Source organism: Azorhizobium caulinodans ORS 571 (genome assembly GCF_000010525.1).
Taxonomy (GTDB): domain Bacteria; phylum Pseudomonadota; class Alphaproteobacteria; order Rhizobiales; family Xanthobacteraceae; genus Azorhizobium; species Azorhizobium caulinodans.
Map to the genome: position 1 here is coordinate 3,085,128 of NC_009937.1, position 19,546 is coordinate 3,104,673.

Below are 19,546 nucleotides of genomic sequence, written 5' to 3' on the forward strand. Positions count from 1 at the left end.
CCGTGACCCAGACACCGCCTTCCCAACCGGACCAACTGCCGAAGGACGCAGTTCCTCCTTCGGCGACCCGCTGGATCATTCCCGGTGGGCTGCTGATCGTTCTGCTGGTCGCCGTCCTCACGACGGTGAGCCTCTGGGAGGCCCGGCAAAATGCGCTCGGAAACGAGCAACGCCAGATCGGCGACCTCGTCCTGATCACCAGCCAGGACATTCAGCGCCATTATGAACTGTATGACCTCCTGCTCCGGGAGGCGGCCGCCCAGATCGTGGATCTGCCACCGTCCCGCGGCACAGGTGCGCCCGCCAACATCATCCGGCGGACCATGGACGCGAGCCGCATCCCGGCGGAGATGATCCTCATCTCGGAATCCGGAAAGCTGGTCGCCAGTTCCCGGCATCCCACCAATGGCGAGCAGGCGGCCGACCGCGACTATTTCATCATCCAGCGCGACCAGCCGGCGACCGGGCTTTACCTCAGTCGCCCCTTCCGGAACCGGCTTGATCAGGAGCCCTGCGTGGCGCTGTCCCGCCGCCTCACGGACAGCCATGGCAATTTCGCCGGCGTTCTCGCCATCCTCGTGCCCCTTCAGAGCGTGCGCGAGATGTTCGCCAGCCTCACCCGCCACCGGAGCGACGCGATCAGCCTGATCCGGCTCGATGGCACCATCCTCGTCCGCCAGCCCGATCTCGGCTCGTTCGGCGGGTTCGGGCTCAACGTCTTCGGCCGACCGAACTTCCAGCGCATGACGACGACGCCGCAGGGCAGCTTCACCAGCACCTCCGAAATCGACCGGGTCAAGCGTTACTACGTTTTCTCACGCGTGGGCGACCTGCCGCTGATCGTGGTGGTCGGTGTCGGCATGGACGCCGTCACCGCCCCCTGGCAGGCCCAATGGCTCGCCGGGGCGGCGACGTCGGTGGTCCTCTGCCTTCTGATCCTCGGCGCGGCCGTGGCCCTCCGCCGGGAAATGCTGCGGCGCTTTGAAATCGAGCAGGAATTTCTCCGCCTGTCCCAGACCGACAGTCTGACCGGCCTGCCCAACAGGCGGCATTTCGACGAGTTCGGCCAGCGGGAATGGCAGCGGGCCGCCCGACAGCGCAGTTCCATCGCCGTCCTCATGGTGGACATCGACCATTTCAAACAGGTCAACGACCGTATCGGTCACCCAGGCGGCGACCGGGTGCTGCGGGAGGTCTCCGACATCATCCGCGCCAGCCTCCATCGGCCGGGCGACTTCGCGGGGCGCTACGGCGGGGAGGAGTTCGCCATCATCCTGCCGGAGACGGACGCCCCCGCTGCAGCGCATGTGGCCGAGCGCATTCGCGCCGCCATCGAGGCGAATACCGCCGAGGGTGTCGCGCCCGTCACCGTCAGCATTGGCCTTGCCGCGGGCCTCGCAGCGCCCAAGGGCACGCTCGCGGAGATGATGATCGCGGCCGATCACGCGCTCTACCGCGCCAAGGAGACGGGCCGGAACCGGGTCGTGAGCAGCCACGTCGCCCGCAACGACAATCTGCGCCCGCTCGCCTGCTGAGCCGGCGCAGAAAAGCCGCGTGCTCGACCGCCACGCCTTCCGCTTCCGAGCCGCCGAGTTTTTTTAACCGACCCATTGCGATGCAGCACGATATCTGTGGCACAAGCCCGCTTTTTCCTTGCGACACCGGCCTGCTTGGCATTACTAAAAACTAAGGTAATGCGACAATATGTCAGCAGGCGCGGCAATGACAGGCCTACCTATTAATCACTCAATCAATAGACGAACCCTGCTGGCATCGACAGCAGCAGCCGTTCTGGTGGGTCTGACGCCCGCGCATGCGCGTTTTCTGTCAGGCGAAGTCCCCTGGGCGCCGGGTGCGGCAACGCCGCCGGAGCCCGCAACGCCCGGCGGCTGGCTCTTCTTCACGCCCGATGAGGCCCGCGCGGTGGAGGCCATCGTCGAGCGTCTCATCCCGGCCGACGAGCTGAGCCCCAGCGGCAAGGATGCGGGCTGTGCCGTCTTCATCGACCGCCAGCTCGCGGGCCCGTATGGCGCTGCCGAGCGGCTCTACATGAAGCCGCCCTTCGCCACCAATGCGGCGCCCGAATTCGGACCGCAGAGCCCCTTGTCACCGGCTCAGCAATATCGGGCGGGCCTCAAGGCGCTTGATGCGTGGTGCAAGGCCAACCGCGGCGGCAAATCCTTCGCCGATCTCTCGCCGACGGAGCGCGATACCGTCCTGACGGCGATGGAAAAGGGCGAAGCCAAATTCGAGGGCTTTGGTGCGCGGCCGCTTTTCAACCTGGTGCTGCAGAACACCATGGAAGGCTTCTTCGCCGACCCGCTCTACGGCGGCAACCGCGACATGGTGGGCTGGAAGCTCATTGGCTTCCCCGGTGCCCGGTATGATTATCGCGACTTCATCGACCACGTGACCGATCCCTACCCGCTTCCGCCCGTCGGCCTGCAGGGTCGCGCCGGCTGGACGCCGGGTCGCTGATCGGACCCATCCCCTTCCCTCTCCCGGGCCGCCGCGCGCGGACCGACAGGATAGAACGATGGCGCGCAAGCTCCCCAAGAAAGACGTGGTGATCATCGGCCTCGGCTGGACCGGATCGCTGCTCGCCCATGAACTCACGGACGCAGGTCTCGACGTTGTCGCGATCGAGCGTGGTCCATGGCGCGACACCTCAACCGACTTTTCGCCGACGCAGGATCCCGATGAGCTGCGCTACGGCATCCGTCTGGACCTGTTCCTGCGGCCGGCGCAAGAAACCTTTACGTTACGGCACAACGTAGCCCAGCAGGCGCTGCCCATCCGATGGCCGGGCGCCTTCATCGTCGGAAACGGCGTCGGCGGCGCCGGCGTGCACTGGAACGGCCACACCTGGCGCTTCCTGGAGACGGATTTCACGCTGAAATCCCACCTCACTCAACGTTATGGCGCCAGCGCCCTGCCAGAGGACATGCAGATCGAGGACTGGGGCGTCACCTACGCCGACCTCGAGCCCTATTACGACAAGTTCGAATACATCGCCGGCACGTCCGGCCGCGCCGGCAACATCCAGGGCAAGATGCAGGCGGGCGGCAATCCCTTCGAGGGCCCTCGCACACGGGACTACCCTCTGCCGCCGCTCAAGGACACCGCGCCCACGGCGCTGTTCGCGAAGACCGCGAGCGAGATGGGCTATCACGCATTCCCGCGCCCTGCGAGCAATGCCTCAGAGGCCTATGTGAACCCGCTCGGCATCGCCATGGGGCCCTGCACCTACTGCGGCTTCTGCGAACGCTTCGGCTGCGGCAACTATTCCAAGGCCAGCCCGCAAGCGAACGTTCTGCCGGTGCTGATGCGCAAATCCAATTTCAGCGTGCGCACCGAATGCGAGGTGCTGCACATCAACAAGCATCCCGGCGGCAATGTCGCGACGGGCGTGACCTTCGTGGACAGCTCCGGCGAAGAATGGGACCAGCCCGCCGACATCGTGCTGGTGTGCGCCTACGGCCTGCACAACGTGCGGATGATGCTGCTCTCCGGCATCGGCCAGCCCTATGATCCGAAGACAGGCGAGGGTGTGGTCGGGCGCAATTATGCCTACCAGTCCGCCGGTGCCGCCGGCCTGCTGTTCGAGGGTAAGCGCTTCAATCCCTTCGTCGGCGCCGGCTCGCTCGGCCAGTGCATCGACGACTTCAACGGCGACAATTTCGACCATGCCGGCCTCGGCTTCGTGGGCGGCGCCAGCATCACCACGTCGAACTATCATGGCCGCCCCATCGCCATGTCGGCCACCCGTGCCCCAGGTACGCCGGCCTGGGGTTCGGCGTGGAAGAAGCAGGTGGCCTCCACCTATCAGAACACCTCGGCCGTGGCGGGCCAGGGCAGCGTCTATTCCTACCGCGACAAGTATCTGGACCTTGATCCCGTCTACAAGGACAGGTTCGGGCGCCCGCTGCTGCGCATGACGTTCGACTGGCACGAGAACGAGAAGAAGATGACGCGCTTCATCGCCCAGAAGTGCGCCGAGATCGGCAAGGCCATGGGCGCCAAGCATGTGACGCCCCGCTCCCTGCCCGACCACTTCAACGTGGTGCCCTATCAGAGCACGCACAATACGGGCGGCGCCATCATGGGCGACAATCCCAAGCGCAGCGCGGTGAACCGCTATCTGCAGAGCTGGGACGCCCACAACGTGTTCGTCATCGGCGCCTCGGCCTTCCCACAGAATGCCGGCTACAACCCCACGGGCACCGTGGGTGCGCTGGCGCTCTGGGCGGCGGATGCCATCCGCAACCAGTATCTCAAAAACCCCGGCCCCCTGGTTCAGGCATAGGTCCGCCCATGTCCAGCGTCCTCAGCCGCCTCTTCGCCTGTGCCTTCGGCCTTGCCGTGGCCGGAACCCCGCTTCTTGCCCACGCCGACGGGCAGGACTTCGTCACCATCGAACGTGGCCGCTATCTGGCGACCGCGGGCGACTGCATCTCCTGCCACACGGCGCCGGGCGGCAAGCCCTTCGCCGGCGGCCGTGGGATCATGACGCCCTTCGGCGTCATCTATACGCCCAACATCACGCCGGACCGCGACACCGGCCTCGGCGCCTGGAGCAACGACCAGTTCGTCGCCGCCATGCAGCACGGCGTCGGCCAGAATGGCGAACTGCTCTATCCCGCCCTGCCCTATCCTTATTACACCAAGGTCAGGCGGGATGATCTGGTGGCCATCAAGGCCTATCTGGACACGCTGGACCCGGTGCGGAACGAAGCGCCACCGAACGGCCTGCCCTTCCCGCTCAACGTGCGCACGGCCCTCCTGGGCTGGAACATGCTGTTCTTCACGCCGGGCGAGTTCAAGCCGGACGCGGCGAAGTCCGAGGAATGGAATCGCGGCGCCTATCTCGTGGAGGGCCTCGGGCATTGCGGCGCCTGCCACACGCCCAAGAACCAGCTGGGCGGCGACAAGACCGACAAGGTGCTCGCCGGCGGCGTGCTGGATGAATGGTACGCGCCGAACCTCGGCTCCGACCTGCGCACCGGCCTTGGCGCCTGGAGCGTCGAGGACATCGTCCAGTATCTGAAGACCGGGCGGAACGCCAAGTCCGCCGCCTCCGGCCCGATGGCGGAAGTGGTCTATTACTCCACCCAGCACATGACCGACGCCGACCTGAAGGCGATGGCGACCTATCTGAAGGATCGCCCCTCCGCTCCCGCCGCCCCCGCACCCAAGCCGCTGCCGGCGGAAGACCCGGTGATGAAGGCGGGCCTTGCGGTCTATCAGGACAATTGCTCGGCCTGCCACGTCTCGACGGGCGCCGGCATCGCCCGCCTTTTCCCGGCGCTCAAGGACAGCGCCGTGGTGCAGGCGGACGAGGTGCAGACGCTGGTGCGCATCATCGACCAGGGCACCCGCGCCACCGCCACCAAGACAGCGCCCACCGGTCCCGGCATGCCGGCCTTCAACTGGAAGCTCAACGACGTCCAGACGGCGGCGGTCATCACTTATATCCGCAACGCCTGGGGCAATGCGGCGGCGCCGGTTTCCGCCGAGGATGTGAAGCGCATCCGTGGCCGGCTGACGGACACGGCCGCCACGCCCTGATAGGCAAGGCCCAACCAACCATTTGAACCGCAGGCGCTCCCGTCGTCTGCGGTTTTCTTTTGCGCGGAGGGCCCCAAAAGGGCGCTATCGATCCGGCGATCCCCGCCCGATGAAGCTTAAGACTTGAGCATCTGCTGATATGAGCGGCAACTGAGCAATAGCGATTGACAGGGGAAGTCCATAGCTCGCAAAATTGGAACATGGTTCCGTATTTTGGAACCAGCGAGACATGGACATGGGCGCCCTCGACACTGCAGTCGTCATTCTCCGTTGCTTCTCCGAAGCGCGCCCCGAGCTGAGCTTCGCGGAGATCATGACGGCCACCGGAATGCCCAAGAGTTCGACCTCGCGCATGCTCAGCGCACTGCGCGAGGCGCGCCTGCTGGAGCAGGACGAGGTCACGCGGCGCTTCCGTCCCGGCCTCCTGGCCTTCGAGCTGGGCCGCCTCTATCGCGCCCATGACGATCTGATCAGCCGCACCGAAACCGCCCTCAAGGACGTGTGTGCCCGCACAGGCCATACCGGCTATATCGCGGTGCTGGATGGCTGCGATCAGCTGGTGCTGCGCATGGTGCCCGGCTCCAATCCGCTGCGTGTGGTGAGCCCTGCCGGCCAGCGCGGCTCGGCGCTCGCCACATCCAATGGCCGCGCCATGCTGGCCCGCCTGTCGGACGCGGAAATCCTCGCCCGCTTGCCGAAACCCTTTCCCAAGCTGCCGCGCAACTGCCCGCAGTCGCCCGATGAACTGTTCCAGCGCATCGCCGAGATCCGCCGTACGGGCCGGTCCATGTCCGACAACGAGGCCATCGAGGGCGTCGCGTCCCAGGGCTTTGCCCTATGCAGCCGGGAGACCAGCGAAATGATCGGCATCGCCATCTCCTACGCCAGCCAGGCCACCCCGCCTGACGAGCGCGCCCATGTGGCGCGGGAGATGGAGGCCATGGCCCGCAGTGTCGGACGGGCGATCGGCGATGCGGTGTGGGGCCTTGAGACGGGAGAACAGGCGCGATGAACCGCACGGGCGCCAATGTGATGGGCCTTGCGCTGCTGCCGAGCGCGCTGTTCTTCGCCCTCTTCTTTTTCCTGCCCATCGGCCTCATGGCGGTGATGAGCTTTCTCACCGGCAATCCGGTGGTGATGCCCAATGTCACCGCCACCACCCGCCATTACGAGCGCATTCTCGACGATCCCTATTATTTCGAAGTGATGTGGACCACCGTTCGCATCGGCCTCTACACCACCGCCGCGACGCTCATCCTCGGCTATCCCCTCGCCCACCTGATGGCGCGCATCAAGAGCCGCTCCTTGCACGCCCTGCTGCTCATGGCGGTGCTGATGCCCATGCTCACCGGCATCGTGGTGCGCACCTTCGCCTGGATGGCGCTGCTCTCCGACAAGGGCGTCGTGAACCAGATCCTTCAGGCCCTCGGCTTCGCACCCATGCAGTTGATGTATAACGAGTTCGGCATCGTGCTCGGCCTCGTGCACATCTATCTGCCCTTCATGATCCTGACGCTCACCGGCGTCATCGGCCGCATCGACGAGCGGCTGGAGCAGGCGGCGCAGAACCTCGGGGCAAGCCCGATCCGCGCCTTCATCGAAGTGACGCTGCCGCTCAGCGTGCCCGGCATCCTCGCCGGCTCACTGCTGGTCTTTGCGCTGGCCATCAGCGCCTATGTGACGCCGATCCTGATGGGTGGCTTCCAGATCATGACGCTGCCGATCCTGATCTATCAGCAGATTTCCGCGAACTTCAACATCGGCTTCGCGGCGGCGCTCGGCATGGTGCTGCTCACCCTCTCGCTGATCCTCGTGTTCGCCTACAACCACATTCTCGCGGCCGTCAGCGGCCAGCGGGACCTTGCGTGAGGCCCGGCCATGCTCTCCCTCAAAATCGGCCGCTTCCTCTATCTCGCAGCCAACTGGGCGGTGCTGGCCTTTCTGCTGCTGCCCATCGCCATCATCTTCGTCTTCGCGCTCAATCCCACGCCCTATATCGAGTTTCCACCGGTCGGCATCTCGCTGAAGTGGTTCGATAAATTCTTCGCCTCCAGCCAGTTCATGTCGGCGCTCGCGCTGAGCCTTGAGGTGGCGGCGCTCACCACCATCGCCGCGACCGTTCTCGGCGCCAGCGCGGCGCTCGGCATTGCGCGGGGCAATGTGCCCGGCTCGCGCTTCATCACCGCCATCATGCTCTCGCCGCTCATGCTGCCGGCGATCCTCACCGGCCTTGCCCTGTTCCAGACCTATGTGCTGATGGACGTGGGCCGCCCGCTCTGGGGGCTGGTGGTGGGCCACTGCCTCGTCACGGTGCCTTACGTGGTGCGCACCACTTTGGCGGTGCTGCACAATTTCGACCTGCGGCTGGAAGAGGCGGCGCGCAACCTCGGCGCCAGCCCGCAGCGGACCTTCTTCGAGGTGACGCTGCCGCTCATCAAACCGGGCGTGATCGCCGGCGGCATCTTCGCCTTCATCGTCTCCTTCGACCAGTTTCCGGTGTCGCTGTTCCTCGTCACGCCGGGACAGGAGACGCTGCCCATCACGCTGTTCAACTATCTGAAATACGACCTCGACGGCACGATTGGTGCCGCGTCCGTGGTCTCCATCCTCCTCGCCGCGCTGGTCGTCATCGGCCTCGACCGCACGGTGGGTCTCCGCTCCTACGTCAAGCTCTGAAAACAAACACCTTCCAGACGGGAAACCCAGCCATGACCGAGCACAGGACGTCCCTCAGCCGCCGTCAGTTCCTCGCCGCCGGCGCCGCTCTCGGGGCGGGCGCCATCGCCGCCCCGCATGTCTCGCGCGCCCAGGAGGCGGCGACGCTGCGCATCACGGGCTGGGGCGGCAAGTGGGGGCAGGTCATGTCGGCGGACGTGGTTCCCGCCTTCGAAAAGGAGTTCAAGTGCAAGGTGGTCACGGACACCGCTTTGCCGTTCCTGCCGAAGCTGCAGGCGAGCCCGCGCTCGGCGCCCATCTATGACGTGCTGCACACCAATTCCAACGAACAGTGGGCGGCGGTGGAGATGGGGCTCGTCGAGCCCAAGATCGACCCCAAGCTCGTGCCCAACCTTGCCGACGTCTATCCGTTTGCCATCAGCGACAAGATCGTTGGCGTCTCCATCTTCACCAGCGCCATCGGCCTCGGCATGCGCACGGACAAGGGCTATCCGACGCCGACCTCCTGGAAGGACCTCTGGGACGAGCGCTACAACGGTGTGCGTGGCGGCTATGTGATCCCGGTGAACAGCCTCGGCCAGGCCTTCGTGCCCATGTGCGGCATGCTCTACGGCAAGGGACCGACCGATCTCGACGCCGCCTATGCGGCGCTGGAAAAGGTGAAGCCGATCAAGCTCGTGGACTTCACCGGCGCGATGGAGAAGATGCTCCTCTCCGGCGAAGTCGGCATGTGCATCATCCACGACAGCGGCATCAACCGCTATTATGACGACAAGCCGCCGACCGCTTTCGTGGCGCCGAAGGAAGGTGTTCTGGCGCTGGAGCAGGTGCTCACCATCACCCCCGGCAGCAAGGTGAAGGAACTCGCCAACGCTTACGTCAACTACATGCTCTCGCCGGACGTGCAGAAGAAGCTGGCGCAGGCGGTGTGGTATTCGCCCTCCAACAAGATGGTGAAGCTGGACGAGCCCTATGCCTCCCGCCTGCTCACCACCCCGGAGAAGGTGGCGAGCCTCATCCAGGTGGACTGGAAGTGGTACAATGCCCACAAGGACGCCATCGACAGCCGCGTGAACCGGATCTTCCGCGCATGAGCGCACGGATCGAAATCGCCGGCGTGTCCAAGAGCTATGACGGCGCCACCCGCGCCGTCGATGCCATCGACATGACCATCGAGCCGGGGGAGTTCTTCTCCCTGCTCGGGCCCTCCGGCTGCGGCAAGACCACGACGCTGCGGATGATTGCCGGCTTCGAGATGCCGAGCGAAGGCATCATCCGCGTCGGGGGCGCGGACATCACCCGCGTGCCCGCGCACAAACGCGACATGGGCATGGTGTTCCAGAACTACGCACTCTTCCCCCACCGCACGGTGCGGGAGAACGTCGCCTTCGGCCTCAGGATGCGCGGGCTGGCCCGCGCCGCCATCGCGAAGAAGGTGGACGAGGCGCTCGCCATGGTGGCCCTCACCGGCTTCGAGGACCGCATGCCGGGCCAGCTCTCCGGCGGCCAGCAGCAGCGCGTGGCGCTGGCGCGGGCCATCGTCATCGAGCCGCGCGTGCTGCTGTGCGACGAGCCGCTCGGCGCGCTCGACAAGAAGCTGCGCCAGTCCATGCAGTTCGAGCTGAAGCAGTTGCAGAAGAAGCTCGGCGTGACCCTCGTGTTCGTGACACACGATCAGGAGGAGGCGCTCGCCATGTCCGACCGCATCGCGGTGCTCTCGCGCGGCAAGATCGAGCAGGTGGGCACGCCGGTGGAGATCTATGATCGCCCGGCCACCCGCTTCGTCGCAGACTTCATCGGCGAGACCAATCTGTTCAAGGGCGAGCTTGCCGCCACCCCCGATGGCGGCCCGGCGCTGAAGGTCGGCGACGGCTTCGTGATCCCGCTGCCCGAGACGCCAGGCCTCGCCGGCCTCATCTCCGTCGGCCTGCGGCCGGAGAAGGTGCGGCTGGCGCCCGGCGACGCCCCCGGCATCGCGCGGGGCACCATCGAGAGCGCCAATTTCCAGGGCGGGCACGTGCTCTATCGCGTTGCTCTCGCCGGCAATCGCCATCTGCTGGCCCAGAGCCCCAATGACGGCAGCGGCGCGCCGCTCGCCGCCGGCACCGCCGTCTCCCTGTCTTGGACGCCGGGCGACCTCGTGATCCTGAAGGACTGATCCACCATGGAAAAGACGCGCATGGGCGTGGTCGTGATCGGCCAGAGCCCCCGCCCGACCATCGCAGCGGAGATCGCCGCCGTGGTCTCTCCCCATTTCGAGATCGATCTGCGCGGCGCCCTCGATGGCATGACGCGCTCCGAGATCGACGCCATTCCGCCCAAGGACGGGGCCGACTCCCTCTTCACCCTGCTGCCCTCCGGCGATGCCGTGAAGATCAGCAAGAAGGAGGTGGAGGTGCGCGCCGCCCGCCAGATCGCCCGTTTTGCGGAAGAAGGCGTCGCGGTCACGCTCATGGCCTGCACCGGCAAGTTCCCCAACCTGCCGGAAGACGGCAAGGTCATCTTCCCCTCCGCGGTGCTGCACAAGCTCGTGGAAGCGGTGCTGCCCAAGGGGCGGCTCGGCGTCTTCTCGCCGCTCGCCGAGCAGAGCGCGCTCATTCACAAGAAATGGGAGCGCGATGGCGTCGAGGTGGTCGGCGTCACGCTCCAGCCGGGCTCGGACGAGGCGGCCGTGGATGCCGCCGCCACCGAAATGGCTGCGCTCCAGCCGGACCTCGTGGTGATGGATTGCATGAGCTATTCCAGCGCCAACAAGGCCCGCGTCCGCCACACCTACAAGGGGCCGGTCGTGCTCGGCATCGCCACCGCGGCCCGCATCGTCGAGGAACTTCTGTCATGAGCGCCCAAGTGCGTGCGCCTGCCTTGCGCGAGATCACCGCGGACGAGATCGAGGCCCTGGCCATCGGCGCCTGGGTGCTGGGCACCGGGGGTGGCGGCAGCCCCTATCTCGGCCTCCTCAACATGCGCCGCCTCTATGCGGAGGGCCGGCGCGTCCAGCTCATGTCGCCGCTCGATCTGGCGGATGATGACTGGGTTGCCGTCGTCTCTAACATGGGCGCGCCGCTGGTGGGGCAGGAACGCCTCGCCGACAGCCGCAACACCGCCCGTGCGGTGCGGATGCAGGAAGAGATCAACGGCATCAAGTTCCGAGCCGTGATGTCGGTGGAGATCGGCGGTGGCAATGGCGTGCAGGCGCTCATGGCGGCAGCCGAACTGGGCATTCCCGTGGTGGATGCGGACTGCATGGGCCGCGCCTTCCCCGAAGCCCAGATGACCTCGGTCGCCATCGGCGGCCTCAAGCCCTATCCCTGCACCCTCTATGATCCGCGCGGCATTGAGGCCGTCGTCACCAAGGTGCCGAGCTGGAAGTGGATGGAGCGGGCGAGCCGCAAGATCTGCGTCGAGATGGGCTCCATCGCCTCCACCTCTAAGGCGCCGCGCACAGGCCGCGAGGTGAAGGACTGGGGCATCCATTTCACCACCACCGCCGCCATCCGCATCGGCCACGTGGTGATGGAGGCGAACCGCCGCCATGAGGACCCGGTGGCCGCCATCCTCGCCTCCGAGGGCGGGCTCAAGCTCTTCACCGGCAAGGTGGTGGATGTGGCCCGGCGCACCACGGAAGGCTTCCTGCGCGGCAGCGCCGTCGTGGAGGGGCTGGAGGAGGATCGCGGCAGCCGCCTCGAACTCTCCTTCCAGAACGAGTGGATCGTCGCCTGGCGCGACGGCAAGGCCATCGCCACTTCGCCGGACCTCATCTGCGTGCTCGACAGCGTGACCGGCAATGGCGTCGGTACCGAGACGGTGCGCTACGGCCAGCGGGTGAGCGTCATCGCTTTACCCGCCCCCGCCGTGCTGACGACGCCCAAGGGTCTGGAGCATGTGGGCCCGCGCGCCTTCGGCTACGACCTCGATTTCCATTCCCTCTTCCAGCCGTCCGAAGGACGGGGAGCCTGACCCATGCGGCGCATCGGCATCGACGTCGGCGGCACCAATACGGACGCCGTGCTCATCGACGGCACCACCGTCATCCATTCCGTGAAGCGCGCCACCACAGCGGACGTGACCACGGGCATACTCGACGCCCTCGCGGCGCTGCGCCAGCATCCGGCGACGCGGGGCAAGGTGGATGCGGTGGTCATCGGCACCACCCATTTCATCAATGCGGTGGTGCAGCGCCGCCACCTCCAGAAGGTCGCCGCCATCCGGCTCGGAATGCCGGCGAGCGCCGCGCTGCCGCCCTTCTGCGACTGGCCGTCGGATCTCGGCACGCTGGTGAATGGCGAGGTCTTCATGCTCGAAGGCGGGCATGACTATGACGGCCGCCCCTTCATGCCGCTCGACACGGCAGGCGTGCGCACGGCCGCGCGGCGCATCCGGGACCAGGGCATCCGCTCGGTGGCCATCTCGGCCATCTTCTCCCCGCTCGATCCCAGCGGCGAGGAACAGGCGCGGGACATTCTGCTGGAGGAATGCCCGGACATCGCCGTCACCCTCTCCCACGACCTCGGCCGCATCGGCCTGCTGGAGCGGGAAAATGCGGCGCTGCTCAATGCCGCCCTGCGCGATCTTGCCGCCACCACCGTCTCGGCCTTCCGCAAGGCCATTGCGGACAGCGGCATCGATGCCCCGCTCTACCTCACCCAGAATGACGGCACGGTCATGCAGGCGGAGGTGGCGACCCAGTTCCCGGTCATGAGCTTTGCCTCTGGCGCCACCAATTCCATGCGCGGCGCGGCGCATCTTTCCGGCCTCGAGGATGCCATGGTGGTGGATGTGGGCGGCACCACGTCCGACATCGGCCAGTTGCGCCACGGCTTCCCCCGCGAGGCCAATTCGGTGGTGGAAGTCGGTGGCGTGCGCACCCTGTTCCGGATGCCGGACCTGCTCTCCATCGGGCTCGGCGGCGGCAGCCATGTGGACCCGGACACGGGCCGCATCGGCCCGCTTTCGGTGGGCTACCGGCTGACGCAGGATGCCCTTGTCTTCGGCGGCACGCAGCTCACCGCCACGGACATTGCGGTGGCCGCCGGCCTGCTGGACATCGGCGACCGCGCCCGCGTGCAGCATCTCTCCGCCGGCCTCATCACGGCGGCGCTGGAGAATGCCCGCCAGCAGCTTGAGGACAATGTGGACCGCATGAAGACCGAGGCAGGCGAAGTGCCGCTGCTGGCGGTCGGCGGCGGGGCCTTCCTCGCGCCCGAGAAGCTCACCGGCTGCTCGCAGATCGTCCGCGTGCCCCATGGCGATTGCGCCAATGCGGTGGGCGCGGCCATCGCGCAGGTGAGCGGGGAGACCGATCAGGTGTTCCGCGATCTCTCCCGCGATGCGGCCATCGAAGCGGCCCTCACCATCGCCCGCGACCGGGCGGTGGCGGCGGGTGCAGATCGCGACAGCCTCAAGACCGTGGAAGTGGAAGACATGCCCATCGCTTACCTGCCCGGCAACGCCCTGCGCGTGCGGGCGCGGGTGGCAGGCGGCATCGCAACGCCGGACGTGCGCGACGCGGCCTGAGCCCAAAAATGGAGACGCCGGCAGCGGGATGGCTGCCGGCTTCTCCACTTCATCCGCTCGTCAGTCCTGCCGCACGTCCGCGACGGCGCCGCCGGTGAGGCGCACCAGTTCCTGCGGCGTAGTGCGGAAGACGTGCATGGGCGAGCCGGCAGCAGCCCAGACGGGATCGAGCGCCATCAGATCGGCGTCGATCAGGGTGGTCACGCCGCAGGCATGGCCCACGGGCGCGACACCACCCACCGCAAAGCCGGTCTTTTCCTGCACCCAGGCCGGATCGGCGGGCTTCACCGCAAGGCCCGTCACCGCCGCCACCTTCTTGCGGTCGATGCGGTTGCTGCCCGAGGCCACCACCAGCACAGGCTCATCCCCGGCGCGGAAGATGATGGATTTCGCGATCTGCGCCACGTCACAGCCCACGGAGGCGGCAGCGTCCGCCGCGCTGCGCGTGCCGCTCTCGAAGGCGGCGATGCTGTCGGGATGATCGGCGGCCTTCAGGGCCTCGCGCACGCGGTCAACGGCTTCCACTTAACCTGTCTCCTGTCCCGCCGCGCGGCACATCTGCCAGCGCCAAGGCGGCGGAAGCTCGAAAGCACGAAATGCCGCGCCCGTCCACCCTGCCGGACGCCGACGCGGCGTCAGCTTTCGAAGGCGGCGCGGGCCTCCGGCAGATCCCAGATGCGCTGGATGGCGGCGGTGCCGGCGGCGACGATCGCCGCTTCGTCGGCATGGACATAACGCCCGCTCGAAACCAGCACGCGCCCGTCCACGATCACCGCATCCACATTCGCCCGGTTGGCCAGCCACACCAGCGCGCGGCGCGGATCGAACAGCGGCTGGAGGTGGGGATGGGTGAGGTCGATCACGGTGAGGTCCGCCGTCGCGCCGGGCCGGATCACCCCAAGGTCCGGCCGGAAGATGGCCGCCGCCGCCTCGCTGGTGACGGCGGCGATCAGCTCCGGTGCCGAGGCGATGGTGGCGGAACCCGCCTGCGTCTTGGAGATGAGGGCGGCCGCGCTCAGCTCCCCCAGCAGGTCGAGATTGTAGCCGTCCGTGCCCACCAGTGTGGGGATGCCGAAGCTGCGGAAGCGGCCGAAATTGGCCACCATGCCGGCGCGGGCGAAGACGCGCGGACAATTCAGCACGGTCATGCCCCGCGCCGCCATGAGGCGCAGGTCATCGTCCGTACTGGCGATGCAGTGGGCGGCGAGGAGGTCTGGCGCGAGAAGGCCCAGCCAGTCCAGATATTCCGCCGGCGAACGTCCGTGGCGTTCGCGTATGGTCGCCACCTCCCGCTCGCTCTGGGCGAGATGGGTGGTGATGGGCACATTCAGCTCCCGCGCCCGCACCGCCGCCGCCCGCAGCAGGTCCGGGTCGCAGGTGTCCGTGGCGTGGGGGCTCATGGCGAGGCGGATGCGCCCCTCGTCCGCGCCCTCCCAGCGCTGGTAGAGCGCGTTCCAGGCGGCAAGGTCGGCTTCGCCGTCGCTGCCCTTGTAGCGCACGGTGCCGTCGGCATCGGCGCGCGCATCGGCCGTGGAGAAGAGATAGGGGGCGCCGTAGAAGCGCAGGCCCATCTCCTCGGCGGCCTCGAACATTTCCGGCAGGCCGTTGCGGAACGGCTCCATGACGGTGGTCGCCCCGCCCTTCAATATCTGGAGGATGCCGAGACGGGCGATGGCCATGCGCTCGTCGGGGGAGAGAATATCGAGGCCGGTCCGCGTGAGCGGCAGCAGCACCGTATAGACCACGGACTGGTTGTTCTTGCGCCCCGCACCGTCCTCCGTGTGGGTACGCGCCACCATCTCGCTGAAGCAGTGATTGTGCAGGTTCATGAGGCCCGGCAGCACGAAACGGCCGGGAGCGTCGAGCACCACATCCGCGCCTTCGGGCCGGGTGGGCGTGATGGCGGCGATGCGGCGCCCCTCGGTGAGCACCCAGTGATCACGCAGCACCTCAGGCCCGCCTGCTCCCTGCGCCAGCACATGGGAGCCGAAGACGGCGGTGGTGGTGGGGGCGAACATGGGGGCATCCTCTCTGCCGGCGGCGCGTGGCCGCGTCATGCCTCGATTATGAAAGATGCGCGCGCCGATGCGCGACGTGTTCAATCCTCACCGCTATGAAATTGCCGCCCCCTGTATTCCCGGCGCGAATAGGTCTCAGCCACCCTGCCCCACCAGATGGGGCACCGTCACGGACAGCGTGACCCGCAGCGCATCGAGAAAGCGCCCGGCCGCCACCGGTGGACGCCGCAGACCCGACCAGAAGGCGGAGGCGACGCAAGGCACGCGGGGCGCGAAAGGCCGCACTACGAGCCCTGCCTGCCCAGATGACGCCGGGGAGAAGGCGTCCACCACCGCCGCCCCGAGTCCAGCCGCCGCGAGGACGCAGGCGGTGCCGCAATAGCGCACCATCACGCTCGCCTCATAAGGCACGCCAGACGTCTCGAACGCCGTGCGGACGGACTGGCCCATGCGCGTTTCGCCCTCCAGCCCCACGAAGCTGCGGCCCCTCAGGAGATCCGGCGTCACCACCTCTTCCCGCGCCAGCGGATGGTCCTCCCGGCAAACGCACACCATGGCGCCCGCATGCAGCGCCTGCACCTTCAGCGACGGCGTGTCGCCCAGCGCAAGACCGAAGCCGAGGTCGGCCGCGCCCGTCTCCACCCCCTCGATCACCTCGTCCAGATGGCGCACGTCGAACCCCACCCGCACTTTGGGATTGGCGGCGGCAAAGCGCACCAGGGTCTGCGCGATCACCCCATGGCCGAGCGGCGGGGTGGAGAGGATGCGCAAGCGCGCCACCTTGTCGTCCCGCAGGTCGCGCACCCGTGTTTCCAGCGCGGCATGCATGGCGAAGAGGGGCTCGGAATCCTCGTAGATCATGCGCGCCGCCTCGGTGGGAAAGAGGCGGTTGTTGATGCGGTCGAACAGCAGGAAGCCGATCTGGCTCTCCATCTGCTTCAGGGCATTGCTCACCGCCGGCTGGGACATGGAGAGGGCAGTGGCGGCCCCCATGGTGGTCTGGCACCGCATCACGGCGCGAAAGATCTCCAGCTGGCGCAGGTTCATCGCGCACCTATTCGGAATGCAAATGGCGAAGGCTGCGTTTTTATAATCAACAACGTTGAAATGCGCAAAGAGTGTGCGAGGCTCTGACGTGACGAAAATTCGATCACTTCTCGAAAGCCAGCCTGCCCATGACCCGCGTTCTCCGCCTCGCCGCCGCCCAGATGGGCCCCACCTCCCGGACGGAGCCGCGTGCGGTGACACTCGACCGCATGATCCGCCTTCTGGAGGCCGCCGCCGCCGATGGCGCGCAGCTCGTGGTGTTCCCGGAACTGGCCTTCACCACCTTCTTCCCGCGCTGGCTGCTGGATGACGCCGAACTGCTGGCGAGCTTTGAAACCGCCATGCCAAATCCCGGCGTGCAGCCCCTGTTCGACCGGGCGCGGGCGCTCGGCGTCGGTTTCTATGTGGGCTATGCGGAGCTGACGCCCGCTGGTCAGCGCTTCAACAGCTCCATCACGGTCGGGCCGGACGGCGCCATCCTCGGCAAATATCGCAAGGTTCATCTGCCGGGCTCGGTGGAGCCGCGCCCCGGCGACCGGTTCCAGCAGCTTGAAAAGCGCTATTTCGAATATGGCGACCTCGGCTTTCCGGCCTTCCGGGGGCCGCAGGCGTGGCAGTCGCCTATCCTCGGCATGCTGGTGTGCAACGATCGCCGCTGGCCGGAAGCCTGGCGCGCCTATGGCCTTCAGGGCGTCGAACTGATGCTCATGGGCTATAATTCCGCCGCCTATGACCCCAACGGCGGCAACACGGAGGATGCCGCGCTGCGCACCTTCCACTCCACGCTGGTGGCGCAGGCCAATGCCTATATGAACGCCACCTGGGCGGTCAGCGTCGCCAAAGCGGGCGACGAGGACGGTTCGGCCCTCATCGGCGGCTCCTGCATCGTCGATCCCAATGGCGTGCTGGTGGCGCAGGCGAAGACGCTGGAAGACGAGGTTCTGGTCGCCGACTGCGACCTCGATGCCTGCCGGCAGGGCAAGGAGAAGATGTTCAATTTCGCCGCCCACCGCCGCCCCGAGCATTACCGGCGGCTGGTGGATCAGGTCGGCGCCGTTCTCCCCGCGTGATCATGCAAGCCAAGGAGTGACCGGAGTGCAGCGATGACCGGGCCTTTGCCCGACATCTCGGGCTACAGCATCGCCCCGCAGCGCCACTGGGGGCGATGGATCGCGGTTGCGGTCATCCTGCTGCTGCTGGCCGCCCTCGCCCGCGCCTTCGCGGTGGGCATGATCGAATGGCAGTTTGTCGGCACCTTCCTCACCGCGCCGGTCATTCTCACGGGCCTGCTCAACACCATCGTCATGACGTTCGCGGCCATGGGTGTGGGCATCGTGCTCGGCGTGATCACCGCCATCATGCGCATGTCGCCCAATCCGGTGCTGCGCGGTGTCGCCATGGGCTATGTCTGGCTGTTCCGGGGGACGCCGGTCATCCTCCAGCTGCTGCTGTGGTTCAACCTCGCGCTCATCTTTCCCCGCCTCGGCATCAGCGGTTGGTGGACCGTGCGCACGGTGGAGGTGATGACGCCGGTGGTGGCCGCCCTCCTTGGCCTCGGCATCAATCAGGGCGCCTATACGTCGGAAGTGGTGCGCGCGGGCCTGCTGGCGGTGGACACTGGCCAGTATGAAGCGGCGAAAGCCATCGGCATGACGCGCCTTCTGGCGCTGCGCCGCATCGTGCTGCCGCAGGCCATGCGGGTGATCATTCCGCCACTCGGCAACGAATTCATCGGCATGGTGAAGCTGACCTCGCTGGCGTCCGTGATCCAGTTCACGGAAATCCTGCACAGCGCGCAGAACATCTATTACGCGAACTCCCGCGTCATCGAGCTGCTGATCGTGGCGGCCATCTGGTATCTCGCCATCGTCTCCCTCCTCACCCCGTTGCAGATGCTGCTGGAGCGCCGGTTCGCGCGCGGCACGGCAGGTGGCCGATGAAACCCGCGCCCATCGTCTCCATCGTTGGTCTGGAGAAATATTTCGGCGCCTTCCAGGTGCTCCACCATGTGTCGCTTGACGTCCGGCCCGGCGAGGTGGTGTGCATCATCGGCGCCTCCGGTTCGGGCAAGACGACGCTCCTGCGCTGTGTGAACCAGCTCGTGGAGCAGGATGCCGGTGCCATCTGGGTGGATGGCGAGCTCAACGGCTTCTCCATCCATAACGGTCGCCTGCACCGCCTGCCGGAAGCCGCGATCGCCCGCCAGCGCCTCGCCACCGGCATGGTGTTCCAACGCTTCAACCTCTTTCCGCACATGACGGCGCTGGAAAACATCATCGAGGGGCCGGTGCAGGTGCAAAGGCGCGAACGCCGGGCCGTGGAGCAAGAGGCGCGTGATCTCCTCGCCCGCGTGGGCCTTGCCGACAAGGCGGGCCATTATCCCGCCCAGCTCTCCGGCGGCCAGCAGCAGCGCGTCGCCATCGCCCGCGCGCTCTGCATGAAGCCGAAGGTGATGCTGTTCGACGAGCCGACCTCGGCGCTCGATCCGGAACTGGTGGGCGAAGTCCTCGCCGTCATGAAAGAACTCGCCGCCTCCGGCATGACCATGATCGTCGTCACCCACGAACTCGGCTTCGCCCGCGAGGTGGCGGGTCGCGTGGTGTTCATGGATCAGGGCCGCATCATCGAGGAGGGCAGCGCCGAACAGGTGCTCGGCCAGCCCCGCGAGGCCCGCACGCAGGCTTTTCTCTCCGCCGTTCTTGGCTAATCCCTTCTTTGGAGAC

Annotated in this window: 18 protein-coding genes; 15 read left to right on the forward strand and 3 right to left on the reverse strand. The window is 66.9% G+C overall.

The features are described from left to right. The first annotated feature begins 2 nt into the window (after window positions 1-2). The 12 genes from AZC_RS14055 (at window position 3) to AZC_RS14110 (ending at window position 13,758) form a co-directional block, all read left to right on the forward strand. Complete coding sequence (locus AZC_RS14055; RefSeq protein WP_012171241.1) at window positions 3-1,535, forward strand: GGDEF domain-containing protein; 1,533 nt, start codon at window positions 3-5, stop codon at window positions 1,533-1,535. Between the two features lie 169 nt (window positions 1,536-1,704). Continuing rightward, the gene (locus tag AZC_RS14060; RefSeq protein ID WP_012171242.1) at window positions 1,705-2,478 is read left to right on the forward strand and encodes a gluconate 2-dehydrogenase subunit 3 family protein; all 774 of its coding nucleotides are present in this window, start codon (window positions 1,705-1,707) and stop codon (window positions 2,476-2,478) included. Between the two features lie 58 nt (window positions 2,479-2,536). Further along, window positions 2,537-4,306, forward strand: coding sequence for a GMC family oxidoreductase (locus AZC_RS14065; RefSeq protein WP_012171243.1), 1,770 nt, complete (start codon window positions 2,537-2,539; stop codon window positions 4,304-4,306). An 8-nt stretch (window positions 4,307-4,314) separates the two neighbouring features. After that, window positions 4,315-5,568 (forward strand): c-type cytochrome, encoded by a 1,254-nt coding sequence (locus tag AZC_RS14070; protein ID WP_012171244.1) that lies wholly within the window; start codon window positions 4,315-4,317, stop codon window positions 5,566-5,568. A gap of 235 nt (window positions 5,569-5,803) precedes the next feature. Continuing rightward, a complete protein-coding gene (locus tag AZC_RS14075; RefSeq protein WP_012171245.1) occupies window positions 5,804-6,580 on the forward strand; it encodes an IclR family transcriptional regulator in 777 nt (258 codons plus the stop codon). Next, window positions 6,577-7,437, forward strand: coding sequence for an ABC transporter permease (locus tag AZC_RS14080; protein ID WP_043879382.1), 861 nt, complete (start codon window positions 6,577-6,579; stop codon window positions 7,435-7,437). Before AZC_RS14075 ends, AZC_RS14080 begins: the two co-directional genes overlap by 4 nt. Before the next feature lie 9 nt (window positions 7,438-7,446). After that, window positions 7,447-8,244, forward strand: coding sequence for an ABC transporter permease (locus AZC_RS14085; RefSeq protein ID WP_012171247.1), 798 nt, complete (start codon window positions 7,447-7,449; stop codon window positions 8,242-8,244). A gap of 32 nt (window positions 8,245-8,276) precedes the next feature. Beyond that, window positions 8,277-9,338 carry an ABC transporter substrate-binding protein gene (locus AZC_RS14090; RefSeq protein WP_012171248.1) on the forward strand — a complete coding sequence of 354 codons (1,062 nt, stop codon included), beginning with the start codon at window positions 8,277-8,279 and terminating at the stop codon, window positions 9,336-9,338. Continuing rightward, complete coding sequence (locus AZC_RS14095) at window positions 9,335-10,402, forward strand: ABC transporter ATP-binding protein (RefSeq protein WP_012171249.1); 1,068 nt, start codon at window positions 9,335-9,337, stop codon at window positions 10,400-10,402. The genes AZC_RS14090 and AZC_RS14095 overlap by 4 nt, the downstream gene beginning before the upstream one ends. A gap of 6 nt (window positions 10,403-10,408) precedes the next feature. Further along, window positions 10,409-11,083 carry an AroM family protein gene (locus AZC_RS14100; RefSeq protein WP_012171250.1) on the forward strand — a complete coding sequence of 225 codons (675 nt, stop codon included), beginning with the start codon at window positions 10,409-10,411 and terminating at the stop codon, window positions 11,081-11,083. Then, complete coding sequence (locus AZC_RS14105; RefSeq protein ID WP_043879383.1) at window positions 11,080-12,201, forward strand: DUF917 domain-containing protein; 1,122 nt, start codon at window positions 11,080-11,082, stop codon at window positions 12,199-12,201. The genes AZC_RS14100 and AZC_RS14105 overlap by 4 nt, the downstream gene beginning before the upstream one ends. Window positions 12,202-12,204: 3 nt before the next feature. Next, a complete protein-coding gene (locus AZC_RS14110; RefSeq protein ID WP_012171252.1) occupies window positions 12,205-13,758 on the forward strand; it encodes a hydantoinase/oxoprolinase N-terminal domain-containing protein in 1,554 nt (517 codons plus the stop codon). 60 nt (window positions 13,759-13,818) lie between these two features. Here AZC_RS14110 and AZC_RS14115 read toward each other — a convergent pair whose 3' ends face one another. The 3 genes from AZC_RS14115 to AZC_RS14125 all read right to left on the reverse strand — a co-directional run bounded on the left by AZC_RS14115 (window position 13,819) and on the right by AZC_RS14125 (window position 16,823). Continuing rightward, window positions 13,819-14,283 (reverse strand): YbaK/EbsC family protein, encoded by a 465-nt coding sequence (locus AZC_RS14115; RefSeq protein WP_012171253.1) that lies wholly within the window; start codon window positions 14,281-14,283, stop codon window positions 13,819-13,821. Between the two features lie 110 nt (window positions 14,284-14,393). Further along, a complete protein-coding gene (locus AZC_RS14120) occupies window positions 14,394-15,776 on the reverse strand; it encodes an amidohydrolase family protein (RefSeq protein ID WP_043879384.1) in 1,383 nt (460 codons plus the stop codon). A gap of 135 nt (window positions 15,777-15,911) precedes the next feature. Further along, entirely contained in the window at window positions 15,912-16,823 is a 912-nt protein-coding gene (locus AZC_RS14125) for a LysR family transcriptional regulator (RefSeq protein ID WP_012171255.1), read from the reverse strand. 161 nt (window positions 16,824-16,984) lie between these two features. Between AZC_RS14125 and AZC_RS14130 the strand changes: the two genes are divergently transcribed. Genes AZC_RS14130 through AZC_RS14140 form a run of 3 tightly spaced genes read left to right on the forward strand, consistent with a single transcriptional unit; the run spans window position 16,985 to window position 19,530 of the window. Then, window positions 16,985-17,893 carry an N-carbamoyl-D-amino-acid hydrolase gene (locus AZC_RS14130; protein ID WP_244421861.1) on the forward strand — a complete coding sequence of 303 codons (909 nt, stop codon included), beginning with the start codon at window positions 16,985-16,987 and terminating at the stop codon, window positions 17,891-17,893. Between the two features lie 33 nt (window positions 17,894-17,926). After that, complete coding sequence (locus AZC_RS14135; RefSeq protein ID WP_012171257.1) at window positions 17,927-18,763, forward strand: amino acid ABC transporter permease; 837 nt, start codon at window positions 17,927-17,929, stop codon at window positions 18,761-18,763. Next, on the forward strand, window positions 18,760-19,530 hold the full coding sequence (locus AZC_RS14140) for an amino acid ABC transporter ATP-binding protein (RefSeq protein ID WP_012171258.1): 771 nt from the start codon (window positions 18,760-18,762) through the stop codon (window positions 19,528-19,530). The genes AZC_RS14135 and AZC_RS14140 overlap by 4 nt, the downstream gene beginning before the upstream one ends. The last annotated feature ends 16 nt before the right edge of the window (window positions 19,531-19,546 follow it).